General features: G+C 36.9%; 12 protein-coding genes. 6 read left to right on the top strand and 6 right to left on the bottom strand.

From position 1 onward, the window contains the following. Window positions 1–40: 40 nt before the first annotated feature. The 4 genes from EPK97_RS08215 to EPK97_RS08200 all read left to right on the top strand — a co-directional run bounded on the left by EPK97_RS08215 (window position 41) and on the right by EPK97_RS08200 (window position 7,312). Window positions 41–1,714 (top strand): long-chain-fatty-acid--CoA ligase, encoded by a 1,674-nt coding sequence (locus EPK97_RS08215; RefSeq protein WP_162036140.1) that lies wholly within the window; start codon window positions 41–43, stop codon window positions 1,712–1,714. A gap of 12 nt (window positions 1,715–1,726) precedes the next feature. Continuing rightward, window positions 1,727–4,099 (top strand): 3-hydroxyacyl-CoA dehydrogenase/enoyl-CoA hydratase family protein, encoded by a 2,373-nt coding sequence (locus EPK97_RS08210; RefSeq protein ID WP_162036139.1) that lies wholly within the window; start codon window positions 1,727–1,729, stop codon window positions 4,097–4,099. A gap of 33 nt (window positions 4,100–4,132) precedes the next feature. After that, on the top strand, window positions 4,133–5,311 hold the full coding sequence (locus tag EPK97_RS08205) for an acetyl-CoA C-acyltransferase (protein WP_162036138.1): 1,179 nt from the start codon (window positions 4,133–4,135) through the stop codon (window positions 5,309–5,311). Window positions 5,312–5,530: 219 nt separating this feature from the next. Beyond that, complete coding sequence (locus tag EPK97_RS08200) at window positions 5,531–7,312, top strand: acyl-CoA dehydrogenase family protein (protein WP_162036137.1); 1,782 nt, start codon at window positions 5,531–5,533, stop codon at window positions 7,310–7,312. Window positions 7,313–7,441: 129 nt separating this feature from the next. On the opposite strand, the gene EPK97_RS08195 is transcribed toward EPK97_RS08200, so the two are convergent. From EPK97_RS08195 to EPK97_RS08185, 3 genes are all read right to left on the bottom strand, one after another. Then, a complete protein-coding gene (locus EPK97_RS08195; protein ID WP_162036136.1) occupies window positions 7,442–8,380 on the bottom strand; it encodes a polysaccharide deacetylase family protein in 939 nt (312 codons plus the stop codon). Between the two features lie 172 nt (window positions 8,381–8,552). Continuing rightward, on the bottom strand, window positions 8,553–8,861 hold the full coding sequence (locus EPK97_RS08190; protein WP_162036135.1) for a hypothetical protein: 309 nt from the start codon (window positions 8,859–8,861) through the stop codon (window positions 8,553–8,555). A gap of 172 nt (window positions 8,862–9,033) precedes the next feature. Beyond that, a complete protein-coding gene (locus tag EPK97_RS08185) occupies window positions 9,034–9,348 on the bottom strand; it encodes a hypothetical protein (RefSeq protein ID WP_162036134.1) in 315 nt (104 codons plus the stop codon). Between the two features lie 183 nt (window positions 9,349–9,531). Between EPK97_RS08185 and EPK97_RS08180 the strand changes: the two genes are divergently transcribed. After that, window positions 9,532–10,302 carry a pirin family protein gene (locus EPK97_RS08180; RefSeq protein WP_162036133.1) on the top strand — a complete coding sequence of 257 codons (771 nt, stop codon included), beginning with the start codon at window positions 9,532–9,534 and terminating at the stop codon, window positions 10,300–10,302. Between the two features lie 154 nt (window positions 10,303–10,456). On the opposite strand, the gene EPK97_RS08175 is transcribed toward EPK97_RS08180, so the two are convergent. Further along, window positions 10,457–10,936 (bottom strand): bactofilin family protein, encoded by a 480-nt coding sequence (locus EPK97_RS08175; protein WP_162036132.1) that lies wholly within the window; start codon window positions 10,934–10,936, stop codon window positions 10,457–10,459. Window positions 10,937–10,956: 20 nt separating this feature from the next. Then, window positions 10,957–11,928 carry a M23 family metallopeptidase gene (locus EPK97_RS08170; protein WP_162036131.1) on the bottom strand — a complete coding sequence of 324 codons (972 nt, stop codon included), beginning with the start codon at window positions 11,926–11,928 and terminating at the stop codon, window positions 10,957–10,959. Between the two features lie 157 nt (window positions 11,929–12,085). Between EPK97_RS08170 and ilvD the strand changes: the two genes are divergently transcribed. Next, entirely contained in the window at window positions 12,086–13,771 is a 1,686-nt protein-coding gene (gene ilvD / locus EPK97_RS08165) for a dihydroxy-acid dehydratase (RefSeq protein ID WP_162036130.1), read from the top strand. Window positions 13,772–14,152: 381 nt separating this feature from the next. Here the strand turns inward: ilvD and EPK97_RS08160 are convergent, their stop codons facing one another. After that, on the bottom strand, window positions 14,153–14,797 hold the full coding sequence (locus tag EPK97_RS08160) for a VTT domain-containing protein (RefSeq protein WP_162036129.1): 645 nt from the start codon (window positions 14,795–14,797) through the stop codon (window positions 14,153–14,155). Window positions 14,798–14,879: the final 82 nt, after the last annotated feature.

Raw genomic sequence — 14,879 nt, 5'->3', positions numbered from 1 at the left:
TAGATCGAGTTTTATAAATTTAAATAAAGAGGTGGTACTGATGGCAAACAATCCATGGAATAATTTTTATCCAACGGAGATTCAACCACACCTTGATTATCCTGACTATCGAATCTCAGATTACTTAAAGTTGACCGCAGAACAATTTCCTAACAACAAAGCGATTCATTTCTTTGGCAAAGAAATGACCTTCCAGGAGCTATTAACACGTTCGTATCAAGTCGCAAATGGACTGAAGGAATTGGGTGTGAAGAAGGGGGATCGCGTAGCGATAATGTTACCGAATACGCCTCAGTTTGTATATTGTTATTTCGGCATTTTATTTGCAGGAGGTATCGTTGTACAAACGAATCCATTGTATGTGGAACGAGAGTTAGAACATCACTTTTCAGATTCGGGGGCTAAGATCATTTTTTGTTTAGATTTGGTCTATCCGCGAGTAAAAGCTGTCAAAGAAAAGGTAGGTTTGGAACATATTTTCACCACAAGTATACCCGATGGGCTTCCACCACTCAAAAAAATGTTATATCCTCTAGTTCAAAAAATCAAAAAAGGACCCACTGTAGATATCGACTATAGCAAAGAACCGATTCAAACTTTACACCAATTTATGGAGAACGCCAAAGATACACCTGTGGAAGATCCTTGTGTTCCCGAGGATATAGCTGTTCTTCAATATACTGGAGGTACAACAGGAACACCAAAAGGCGTCATGTTAACGCATAAAAATTTAGTGGCCAATGTAACACAATGTCAGGCTTGGGCTTATCATACTGAAAGAGGAGAAGAAACTGTATTAGCTGTAGTACCGTTATTCCATGTGTATGGGATGACGATTTGTATGCTTTTTGCAGCAGCACATGCAGCTAAACTGGTTTTAATTCCTAAATTTGATATTGATGTCATGATGAAGACGATCAAAACACAAAGACCAACATTTTTCCCAGGCGCTCCAACCTTGTATCAAGGAATTATAAATCATCCGAAAGTAACCGAAACAGATCTATCTTCTATCAAGTTTTGTATTAGTGGATCGGCTCCATTACCTCTAACCACACAAGCTAAGTTTGAGGAACTAACTGGTGGGAAATTAGTGGAAGGCTACGGCTTATCTGAATCCTCGCCTGTCATTTGTGGGAATCCAGTATGGGGGAAAAGTGTGAATGGAAGTATTGGTATCCCATGGCCCGATACAGAATGCAAAGTGGTCAATCCTGAAGGTGAAGAAGTAAAAGCAGGTGAATTAGGAGAAATCATTGGCAAAGGCCCGCAGATCATGAAAGGGTATTGGAACAAACCAGAAGAGACCGAGGCGACCTTAAAAGATGGGTGGTTATACACAGGGGACATGGGTTATATGGACGACAATGGTTATTTCTACGTTGTAGATCGGAAAAAGGACCTCATCATTGCTGGAGGGTACAATATATATCCAAGAGATGTGGAGGAAGTTTTATATGAGCATCCTGTTGTGAAGGAAGTGATTGTTTTAGGTATTCCTGATGAATATCGAGGTGAAACCGTCAAAGCTTATATCGTAAAAAAAGAAGGGTTCACGATTTCAGAGGAAGCATTAGACCAATACTGTCGCTCCAAGCTTGCTGCCTATAAAGTACCTAGAATTTACGAGTTCCGAGATGAACTGCCTAAGTCCATCGTAGGTAAAATATTACGCAGAAAATTAAAAGAAGAGGAAGAGGAAAAATTAGCTTAAGGAGTGGTGATTATGGAGAGAACAATTCGTAAAGCAGCAGTTTTGGGCTCAGGTGTGATGGGAGCGACAATCGCTGCACATTTAGCGAATGTAGGTATTCAAACCTTACTGTTAGACATGGCTCCAAAGGGAGAAACAGATCCGAACAAGATGAATGACATCGTTGAAGCCTCTAAAAAAAATCTGTTGAAAAACAAACCAAGTCCCCTATTCACAAAAGAGGTTTTAAATCGTATAGAGGTAGGCAATTTTGATGACGATTTACACCGTATTGCAGATGTGGATTGGGTGATCGAAGTCATTATTGAAAACCTTGAAATTAAACAAGGATTTTTCAAAAAAATAGAACAATTTTGGAACCCAGGTACCATTGTGAGCTCTAATACTTCTGGTATCTCCGTTCACGCTATATGTGAAAATAACTCAGAGCAGTTTAAAAAACACTTTTTAGGCACTCATTTTTTTAATCCACCTAGATATATGAAACTGCTTGAGTTTATCCCTACTAAACATACAGATCCAAGCATCGTTTCTTTTATGAAAAGTTTTTGTGAGAAGAAATTAGGAAAAGGAGTAGTTATTGCCAAAGACACACCTAACTTTATTGCAAATCGGATCGGTACCTACGGTCTTTTAAGCTCTCTTAAACAGATGGGAAAACTAGGTTTGACAATATCAGAAGTAGATGAACTGACAGGTCCTTTAATAGGAAGACCCAAAAGTGCTACATTTCGTACATTGGATTTAGTAGGTATTGATACGTTTGTTTTAGTTTCAAATAATATGTATGAAAATGTATCAGATCTTGAAGAGAAGGAAATATTCAAAGTCCCTGAACTGATGGAATACATGGTCGAACAAGGATACATAGGGGATAAAGCAGGATCTGGTTTTTATCAGAAAAAACGTACGGATAAAGGAAAAGTGATTTTAGAACTTGATGTTGCAAATAAAACGTACATTCCTAGAAGTAAAAGCAACTTGAAATCCGTAGAGGCAGCAAAAAATGCAAAAGGACTAAAAAACAAATTAAAAGCCCTGATTGAATCAGATGATAAAGGCGGAAAGTTCACTTGGGAACTAATGAAGAATGGCTGGTTATATGCTGCAAACAAAGTCTTTGAAATATCGGATGATATTCAAGCTGTGGATGAAGCCATGAAATGGGGATTTAATTGGGACCTTGGACCATTTGAAGCCTGGGATGCAGTAGGCGTTGTAGATACCGTTTCAAGAATGAAAGAAGAAGGTGAGAAAATCCCTGCGTGGATTGAATCCATGCTTGCCTCAGGAAAAACCTCTTTTTATGAAAAACAAGGTGACAAAACCTTTTATATTCAAATCGATGGTGGTTTAAAAGAAAAGGAAGTTCCAAAGGAGATTATTACTTTAGATCAAATCAAAGAAAAAAACGGAGTGATCAAGAGTAATACAGGGGCTAGCTTATTTGATATTGGAGACGATATCGCCTGTCTACAATTCCATTCTATGAACAATACGATCGGACCTGATGTTTTACAAATGGTTCCCATCTCTTTAGAGGAGGTTCGTAAAAATTATCGAGGTTTGGTCATTGGACATCAAAAAGGGAAGAACTTTTGTGTAGGTGCCAATTTAATGATGCTGCTGATGGCGGCACAAGACGAAGATTGGTTTGAGATTGAACAGATGATTCAAGGTTTTCATCAAATGGCGATGGGATTAAAGTACTTTGAAAAACCAATTGTCACTGCTCCGTTTGGTATGACGTTAGGTGGTGGTGTAGAAGTTTGTTTACCATCTGCTCATGTGCAAGCATCTGCTGAAACTTATATGGGCCTCGTTGAGATGGGGGTTGGTTTGATCCCAGCAGGTGGGGGTACCAAAGAAATGTTAGTTCGATCTACCTCCCCTGTTGATATTGACAAAACGATTGACTTACAGCCATTTGTGAACCGTGTATTTGAAACGATTGGTATGGCAAAAGTTTCTACGAGTGCATCGGATGCTAAGGATCTTGGTTTATTAAAAGCATCAGATCGAATTACGATGAATCCAGATCATTTAATTTATGATGCAAAACAAGCGGCGCTCGGGATGTCCATTGCTGGTTATGAGCCGCCAATACAGAAGAAAGTAAGAGTGGTGGGTGAACCAGGACTCGCTGCATTGAAAATGGGATTATATCAAATGAAAATGAGTGGATTTATCAGTGAGCATGATGAGCTAATTGGCACACAGCTTGCTAATATATTATCTGGTGGTAAGGTAGCGGCGAATAGTCTCGTTTCCGAAAAGTATTTACTGGAATTAGAACTTGAGGCCTTTTTAAGTTTATGTGGTGAACCGAAATCACAAGAACGTATACAGCACATGTTACTAACAAGAAAACCGTTACGTAATTAAGTTTCAAGTGACTCTTTTTGAGGAGGAGATAGGATGAAGGAAGCAGTTATTGTTTCAGCAGTTAGAACTCCGATGGGCAAAGCTCATAAAGGTTCACTTGCTCAAACCCGTGCAGAGGATTTAGGGGCTTTAGTTGTTGAAGAAGTGATTAATCGAACCACAGGTTTAACAAAACAGAAAATAGAAGATGTTATTATCGGATGCGCGATGCCAGAAGGTGAGCAGGGTTTGAATATGGGACGGATTATATCCTTGCGTGCAGGTTTACCGGACCATGTACCTGCGTTAACCGTGAATCGATTTTGTGCCTCAGGTTTACAATCCATTGCTTTTGCAGCGGAACGAATACAATGTGGTTCTGCAGAAGTGATGGTAGCTGGTGGGGTGGAGAGCATGAGTCATGTTCCTATGTCGGGGTTTAAACCACAACCGAATCCTTATTTAGTAGATTCACGTCCTGAGGTATATATTCAAATGGGCGTTACTGCAGAAAATGTTGCGAAAAAATATGATATCAACCGCGAAAAACAAGATGCTTTTGCAGTAAGAAGTCACCAAAAAGCCGCCTCAGCGATCAATGAGGGAAAATTTAAAGAAGAGATTGTCCCTGTCTCTGTGAAACAATCGTTTATAAGTGAAAGTGGGAAACAAGAAGAGACTTCATTTTTATTAGAAACAGACGAAGGAGTGCGTCCTGATACTTCTATTGAAGTACTCTCTAGATTAAAACCTGCTTTTTTTACAAAAGGGACAGTAACCGCAGGGAACTCCTCTCAAATGAATGATGCGGCATCTGCCGTCGTTGTCATGTCTCGTGAAAAAGCAGAACAATTGGGTTTAAAACCGCTGGCTATCTTTCGATCCTTTGCAGTATCAGGAGTAGCACCTGAGATTATGGGTATCGGCCCAGTAGAAGCGATACCCAAAGCGATAAAACAAGCAGGTTTAACGTTGCAGGATATCGATCTTTTTGAAATAAATGAAGCATTTGCTGCACAATGTGTAGCAGTAATTGAACAAGTAGGTATAGATATAGATAAAGTGAATGTCAATGGAGGTGGTATTGCTTTAGGTCATCCACTTGGTTGTACAGGAACAAAATTAACAACCACTTTATTACATGAAGCAAGAAGGAGAAAGAGCAAATTTGGAGTGGTAAGCATGTGCATAGGTGGAGGTATGGGAGCTGCTGGAGTATTTGAATTTGTTTAATGCATAACAAATCTAGTAGTGAGTTTCATTCATACTTGTTTCACATATAAAATCATTTGAAGAAGGGAGGAACGTTTGTCAAAACATATTGTAAAACTTCATGAAAACATGACATACGAACTTCATTCTTTAAAATGTTAATCTTTATATTGATGTGGAAACAGTAACTTTCCATTTATATTTGGCTTAGGACAGCTTTAGTTTTGACGACGGAATACAATGAAAGCCAATAACCGCGTGAAAGGTGGCAGCTTTTTACTAAGTGAGGTGGATGCTTCTGCAGTGTTTACACCAGAGGATTGTACTGAAGAACATCTTATGATTGCAAACTTATCTGAAAGCTTTATTGACCAAGAAATTGATCCTTATGATGATGTATTGGAAGCACAGGACTTCACTTTGTTAGTAAAGCTGGTTAAAAAAGCAGGAGAGTTAGGTTTGTTAGGTGCTTCGGTGCCGGAAGAGTATGGTGGGACTAATTTAGATCGAATTAGTTCCACTTTAATTTCTGAAAAAATGGTACGCAGCAGCTCTTATTCACTAACCATCGCGGCTCACATTGGGATTGGAACTTTGCCCATCGTTCTGTTCGGAACAAAAGAGCAAAAACAAAAATATTTACCTCATTCAGTGAGTGGTGATCAAATTTTTGCTTATTGTTTAACTGAACCTTCTTCTGGTTCCGATGCGTTGAATGCAAAAACCACAGCGGTGTTAAGTGAGGATGCTACACACTACATTTTAAATGGAACCAAACAATTTATTACGAATGCAGCTTTTGCAGATGTGTTCATCGTATATGCGAAAGTGGATGGTGAAAGCTTTTCCACATTTATTGTAGAAAAAAAGTTTAAGGGTGTCTCCACAGGTGCAGAGGAGAAAAAAATGGGTATCAAAGGTTCTTCCACTCGACAGCTTTTTTTGGAAGATGTTCATGTTCCTACTGAAAATGTATTAGGTGAAGTTGGAAAAGGTCATGTGATCGCATTTAACATCTTAAATCTAGGACGTTATTCACTGGCTGCAGGCTGTGTAGGTTCAAGTAAATGGACCATTGAACTTGCAGTACAATATGGCAGCAAGCGAAAACAGTTTAAAAAAACACTCACTGAATTCCCCTTAATTCAGAAAAAAATTGCAGACATGACGATTTATACTTATGCAGCTGAAAGCATGGTATTTCGCACTGGTGGGTTAATGGATGCAACGAGAAAAACGCTAGAATTAAATGCAGAGGATCATGAAAATGAAGTGATAAAAGGGATTGCTGAATATGCGATCGAATGTTCAATGAATAAAGTGTTTGCAACAGAGTGTTTAGATTTTGTTGCTGATGAAGGTTTACAAGTTCATGGGGGTTACGGATTTATACAAGAATATAAAATCGAACGGATTTATCGAGATTCTAGAATTAATCGCATTTTTGAAGGCACAAATGAGATTAATCGCCTGTTGATTCCAAACCAGTTACTCCGAAAGGCTTTGAAAGGAGAACTTCCACTTATAGATGCGGCAAAAAAACTAGAACAGGAGCTTGTAACCTATATTCCTTCTAAGTGGGATGAAGGGGTACCACTATTGCAAGAAAAAGCAATGTTAAACTCCACTAAAAAAATCTTTTTAATGGTACTAGGAAAAGCGATTCAACAATTTAAACAGCAGTTGGAAGAACAACAAGAAATTTTAGAAATCATTTCAAATTTAGCTATCCAAATTTATGCTATGGAATCGGTTATTTTAAGGACTAAAAAAGCGATTGGCAAAGAAGGTATCGTTAGAGCCAAGCAAAAGTGGAATATTACAGCAGCATTTACCCAAGAAAGTTTCGCCAAGGTCGAGCATATGGCGAAGGAAGCATTTGTTATGATGGAAGATGGGGATGAATTAAAAATGACACTAGCGATTTTAAAAAAACTGGTCCGCTTTAATCCCAGAAACCTACTTCCAATCAAACGCCAAATAGCTGCTGCGATCATTGATAGTAAGAAATATGTTGTTTAAGAGTCTTTTTGTAATATTTTGAATTTTTATAGATGGAAAGTACCTTATAGAGTAGGTTATTTTAACCGTCCACTTTAATGGGTACTTTTTATTTTGTATTTAACAGTTCGTAAGACTATCTCTTCTATTTTAAAATTGTACTGGCTCCATACGCTCATTTAGTTTCCCAAATCCATACCCATTTTCCTCAAGGTAATCCAATAATAGAGGTAAGGATTGCAACGTTTCAGGAATTTCATGTAAGAGGATAACAACGGGTTCTTCCGAACCTTCTTTTTGTTTTATTTGAGTAATAACATGATTTACATACTGTTCATTTCTAAACTTCCAATCTAAACTATCTATATTCCAATCCCAAAGTAGATAATTATTTTCACTCACTTCATTCATATATTCATCGGTCATATAGGGTCTGCTCCCATATGGCGTGCGAATTAAAAAAGACGTAATGCCTGTAATTTCTTCTAAGGTTTGTTGTGTGAGATTCATTTCACTAATGACAGAGTTTCGAGATGCATAAAATGAATTTTTGTTATGAGTTACACCATGCAAGCCCACAGAATGGCCATCAGCGACCATTTGCTGTACTGATTCAGCGTATTTTCTCATACTTGGCTCTAACATAAAAAAAGTAGCCTGCACATCATACTCTTTTAAAAGTTGTAAAATATCGTTTGAAACTGCTCTTGGACCATCATCAAAAGTTAAATAAACCATTTTTTTATTTTCGTTTTTATGATCATAAGTGATATCCTCTAGTTTTTCAGAATTCAAGATCACTTCATCATTTTGTTTTTCTATATTTGATGATTCTAAAGAATTAGTAGGCTTTATATCTGAAATTTCAATATTTGGTTGGAGGGTTGCATCTGTTAGAATATTATTTTCAGAGTTAATGCTTGAATATAGATGTTTTGTACCACCAAAAGTAAATTGCTGTAGACTTATAAAAACAAAGATGCAAAAAAATAATAAAATTGCTATTTTTTTTATTTTAAATGGTTTTATGGTTCTTTGGATGTTCTTCTCTTGTTTGTGACCTGTAAGCAATTCTGGTTGTTTAAACATGAGCTTGTTCGATTCCCCTTCCTTGTATTCTATCTGGTACTAATGATAGAAAAAATCTGATAGGAAAGGGTAACAAAAAGATGACAATAACCAACTGGTTATTGTCATCTTTTTGTCATAATAATGTTCGACTACTGGGAGGTTCCGAATCTCAAAGGGTATAAAATCATCCTTAATATGTACGTGAAACTTCCGGGGAAGACTTAGCGGCGCTCACCAGTAATAATATGGCTGTAATGATATGCATAATCATTCCTACAATAGGAATCCATGCTATACATGAAGTTATGATTCCTACAATGCTTGGAGTTTTGGTTGAACCTTCTTTCGAACAAACGGCTAGTGTAATAATGTGTAATACTAGCATTATAATTAATGGTGTCCAAGCTAGCCCTAATACGATGGAACCACCAAGGATAGGTATGCCTAATATAGCTTCTAGCCCCCCTGTCACCCATTTTAAATTTTTTGATGCACCCATTTACATTCCTCCTAAAATTAGAAAATAAAATATTATCATAGATGTTGTTAATTATAGATTGTTATTTTGTTATATTCGGTTGATTTTAAGATTATACCATACACAGCTATTTAACATATGAAAAAAAAGGACATCCAGAGAGTTTGAGATGTCCTTAAAAACATTACTTACTTTAAATAAAGAAGAAAAATGGTAATAAAAATAATGTTGCTATAGCTGCAAAACCTAGTGCAAACCGTGCGCCCAAAAATGGGAAGAAGGAGACCGATGCTTTATCTTTTGCATTTTTAAGCTGAGCTTTCGCTTTTTTAGAACTTGTAGTTGAGATGTTTGAGAGCCCTGCATAACCAGATTCAAAATGTAAATGTCCTCCAGAAACCTCACAAAGACAACCATGTACTGCTGAGCCGTCATGTAGTACCGCACAGACATGCTGACCTACATATTGATTGCAATTTGATTCATTTATAGGATATATCTCTTGCATGATACTTTTCCTCCTTTCTATACAACCTGTATAAAAGTAATTTAACAACCTTTGAATAGGATATTTCTTGATATTGTATGCACTACTGTGCTCTTGTGCTTGGATATTTGTCTATTTTGAGATATTCTAAAAGAAGATTATTCTTGTTTCCTTTATAAAATTTCTTTTGGAGGTGAGGTTTGTGTGAAAATAAACGTTTATTCACATGAACAACAAGGTTACGGTGAGTTTGACGGAAAAAAAATAACGGAACAAAAACCAATTGGTTTTCCTGGGGAAGGTTCTGAGGTTAAAAGGGTAGGGCCATTATTTTACTGGGCATGGTTTTTTGCTAAGAAGGAAGGTTTTATCCCCTCTCATCCTCATCAAGCTTTTGAAATTATTACTTATGTGATCCATGGTATAGCAGAACATGGGGATTCATTAGGAATTAAAAGTAAGATTAACGCAGGTGGGGCACAAGTGATGCAAACGGGTTCAGGCGTACAGCATCAGGAAAAATTTATCGGACCTGACATGGAGGGGTTTCAAATTTGGTTGGAACCTTCAATTAAAGAAGCAGTAGGTCGAGCACCAGCTTACTTTGAATATGAGCAAGATGCTTTCCCTGTGAAAGAAGAGAATGGGGTAACAACTAAAACAGTCATCGGTGAGGGTGCTCCGATTCAGTTAGAAACAGATGTGAAGATGTGGGATATTAGCATAGAAGGGAATGGATCTACCTCTATTCCAACTGCGGATGGCTATAGTTTATGTATTCTTGCAGTTAGAGGTGACGGCGAATGGCAATTGAACCAGAGTACAGTTCCTTTTAATAAAAAAGATTTTACGGTGATTGAATCCACAACAAATATAAATGCAGTTGTTCATAATAGAAGCAAATTTGAATTGTTGCAAATTTTTTGTATAGAGGTTCCTACTGAAGTGGACTATCCACTATACCCTAAAAGATAAGAGTCACCTTCAATCGTCTTTCAACATACATTGTGAAGTGTGGATGAAACACTGAATAAAAGCAGTAAGTGGACACCAAGTTATAGGATGTATATAAACATGTGCGAATAACTTTTAATCTATCTAGGTTAGCGTTATTCGCACTGTTCAATTATCATCTATCCATCTGATAAACTTGTTCATTTTTTGCTTGCGTTTTTGCTTTTTCTTGTTTAATTTTATGCATAATTGTTTTTACTTCTGATTGTTTTTCAGCATTATTTTCAGTAGGCATGACGGTTACGTTTTTCTTCTCTTCCATTTTACTCTCACCAGAGAAAATTCCACCTTCATCAACCTTAATTGAACCTACGGTAATGTCTCCGATTACTTTACCTGTATTAGTGATGGCTAATAACCCACTTGTGTTAATTGTACCTCGTATAATACCTGAAGTGGTGACATTTTTCGCTTTAATATTAGATTGTACAATAGCATCTACTCCGATGACTAGATCTCCAGCGCATTGAATGTCTCCAGAAACTTGACCTTCAATTCGTAAGCTGGCTTTTGTTTTTAATTCCCCTTCAAATGTTGTTTCTTTTCCAATTACAGTATCAATTGAATTGGGGTTTGCTTCTGATTTTTTAAACATTTCCCTTACCTCCTGTTATTTCATTTCTCTCCCTTTAGATAAGGATATGGATTAGTAGGATATCCACGATTTAGAACCTCATAATGTAAGTGTGTTCCTGTACTTCGTCCAGATGATCCCATTAAACCGATTTTACCTCCTTTTGTTACGGAGTTCCCTTCTTTCACTAAAATCTCGGACAAATGCATATATAACGTTTTTACCTCATTTGTATGATTAATCAGGATAAAATTTCCTAGTTGATAATCAAATCCTATTTCTTCAACCGTTCCATCTGCTGTTGTATAGATTGAATCATTATAATTTCCGTCTATGTCTATACCTGTATGAAGACTATCTACATTTGTATAAGGGTCCTTGCGAATTCCATACCAAGAAGTAACTCTTTTTGAATTCGTTGGCCATATGGAGGGAGTTATTCTCATTAAATCAACTTTTTCCTGCATTGTTTTTTTGAGTTCTTCAAGATTACTAGATAACATACTCACTTCCCTTTTTAGACCATCCACATATTCATCAGATTCAGTAATTAAGTTTTCCAAATACTCTTTTATGGGAAGTTCTTGTCCCCCAACACCTATAGAAAGATGTCCATTCTTAGAGTCCTCTGAAAGATCCTTTATTGAATATGATGCCTCTTCTGTTAAGTTTAATAGGTCTTGTTCTAGTTCTCTCAACTCATCAATTTGTTGTTTGATTACATCTACTTCGGATGTAAGTTCTAATATGTTATCTTGTAATTGATCTATCGTTTGGTTTTTTTCTAGAAGCTTATCTTGATACGAATTATTATTCGATACAATTTGTTCTGAGAGCTCGTTGATTTCACTGAATGATTTAAAATGGAGGTTATACTGCCAACCGAAAATGATGAGAATGGTAAGAACGGTAACTAAAGGAATCAGAGTTAGTAAATAAGGTGGAAACCGAATTCTCCTTATGGATTGTTGCGCATTTGGGATAAACATAAAGGTGAACTTATTTTTTCTCATGGGAACCCCTCTTAAGTTTGAAATATTCTCGTAAGTTAAATATATGTTTGAAGCGGACGGGATATACGAACTAAATCTATGAATATTTTACTTGACTAAAGCTTTTGTTGTAGATTACGATTAGGGTTATAAATAAAACAGAAAGGAAACATTACTTATGGCAGGGAATGAGAAAGATTTAAGAATACGAAGTAAAGTGATCAGTGAAGGTGCCAACAAAGCACCGAATCGTGCGATGTTAAGAGCAGTAGGTTTTACAGATGAAGACTTTAAAAAGCCGATGGTAGGGGTAGCGAGTACTTGGAGTGAGGTTACGCCTTGTAATATGCATATTGATAAGCTTGCCATTCAAGCTAAAGAAGGAGTGTCTCAAGGTGGAGGGGCTCCATTAATATTTAATACAATTACAGTATCAGATGGTATTGCAATGGGACATGAAGGAATGTTTTACTCTTTACCAAGCCGTGAAGTTATAGCTGATTCAATTGAAACAGTAATGGGTGCGGAACGATTAGATGGTGTAGTTGCTATTGGTGGCTGTGATAAAAACATGCCTGGATGTATGATTGCGATTGGTCGGATGAACTTGCCAGCTGTATTTGTATATGGAGGAACCATCCAGCCTGGTAAATGGGAAGGGAAGGATTTAGATATCGTTTCTGCTTTTGAAGCAGTGGGACAGTATAATAAAGGAGATATCGATGCACAAGGGTTAAAAGATATTGAATGTCACGCATGTCCAGGTCAAGGTTCATGTGGTGGGATGTATACTGCGAACACGATGGCATCAGCTATTGAGGCAATGGGGATGAGTCTTCCAAGTAGTTCTTCTAATCCAGCGATTGCCGATTTAAAAGAAGATGATTGTAATAGAGCTGGACAGGCTGTTGTGGATTTATTAAGAAAAGAAATTTATCCAAAAGATATTATGACTAAAAAGGCGTTTGAAAATGCAATTACGGTCGTGATGGCACTGGGTGGATCTACAAATGCTTTCTTACATTTACTTGCGATTGCTCATGCGGTGGATATTGATCTTCAACTTGAGGATTTTGAACGTATTCGTGAGCGTGTACCACATTTAGCAGATTTAAAACCAAGTGGTCGATATGTGATGCAAGATTTATCTGATGTAGGTGGGGTACCAGGGGTAATGAAATTGTTACTAGAACAAGGTTTACTTCACGGAGAATGTATCACAGTTACGGGTAAAACACTTGCTGAAAACTTAGCTGAGCTTCCAGGGTTAAAAGAAGGGCAAGATGTGATCCGTCCATTTGATAATCCTTTGAAACCTCAAGGTCCTCTTGTTGTATTACGAGGAAACTTAGCACCTGAAGGAGCAGTGGCTAAAATGTCAGGTGTGAAAATGAAAAAAATTACAGGCCCTGCTCGTGTATTTGATTCTGAGGAAGCGGCCACTGAAGCATTGCTTGCAGACAAAATTAATAAAGGTGACGTCATTGTCATTCGATATACTGGGCCAAAAGGTGGACCGGGAATGCCAGAAATGTTATCTGTAACTGCCATAGTAATCGGAAAAGGTTTAGGTGGAGATGTTGCGCTGATGACAGATGGAAGATTTTCAGGAGGAACACACGGCTTTGTCGTAGGGCATGTTGCACCTGAAGCGCAAGTTGGAGGTCCTATTGGACTTCTTGAAGAGGGTGACATGATTACCATTGATAGTGAAACACAGGAAATCAAGATGGATGTTTCTGAAGAAGAAATGGAAAAACGTAAACAACAATGGAATGAACGTCCATTAAGATATTCCAGAGGAGTATTGAATAAATACGCAAGATTAGTATCCTCTGCTTCTAAAGGTGCTGTAACGGATTAATTATGTTGATATTTATTCAAGACATGCTTGATCGAGTTATACTTCTAAATGTGATGACTTAACTTGTAAATAGCGGGAATTTGTACCCTTATTTAAAGGAAATTAGCATTATCTTAATAAATAGCGGGAATTTTTGGTCTTATTTCACTCATTTCATCTGTTTTTAATCATTTTGGGTTAAAAACCAATGGAATAAGACCATTTATTCCCGCTATCTTTATTATTCATTCAAAAATAAAGATATAAGACCGTAATTTCCCTCTATTTTCATTACATAGTGAACAATAATGAAGTACTTGCTAATTTTCCCTAATCTTCAAACTAGATGATTTGATTCATCGAAACCAAATTCAGGATGATGTGATGCATCGTGCCCAAACCTTACACATATCTCATTTCCAATCTTTTTCCTCCGATCCATATGAGCAGAAAGATCCCCACAGTAAATATGATTTTCCATGGGTTGTGTGCAATAGAGAATAGATCATAACCTACTAATGATACGAGAAAGCTCATAAAGGCTTTTCCTAAAAGTGTGGCAATAAAAAAAGTACGCTTTGAGACTTTAGATAATCCAGATACGACATTTACTAAAAATGTGGGTGCAAAAGGTAAACATGCCAAAATGAAAATAACAGTAAATCCTCTTTTCTCTATCCAATGAAAAAATCGTTTTGATTTTTTGATTTTCCCTCTATACTTTTTCAAAAATTGATATTTTCTTTTTTTTGAAAACCTGTGTTCTATGTAAGTAGATAATTTTCTGCCTAAAGTTCTGCTAATGATAAAGACACTATAACTCCCAATCGTAATTCCTAGCCATGAAAATAAAAAACCTAAACCAAGTCCGTATACTTGAGCATTTACCAAGACAATCAAAAAAATGGGTAGTATCGGAAGAAAAGATTCTAATATTGGCAGGAGAATTCCTGGAAGTGGTCCAAAAGCTCTATATTTTTCAATAAATAAGAGGATATCCTCTTCTGAAATGTCGGATACTAAATCTAATAAATTGATACGATGCACCTCTCAATAATTTCAAAAATGATGTTAAGGATACGTATATTATTCTCATAAAAACATTTGTTATAACAAAACAAAAAAGATT

The organism is Chengkuizengella sediminis, from assembly GCF_010078385.1.
Classification (GTDB): Bacteria; Bacillota; Bacilli; order Paenibacillales; family KCTC-33759; genus Chengkuizengella; species Chengkuizengella sediminis.
Note: the sequence above shows the minus strand (reverse complement) of the source record. Positions and strands in the feature narration are given on the sequence as shown.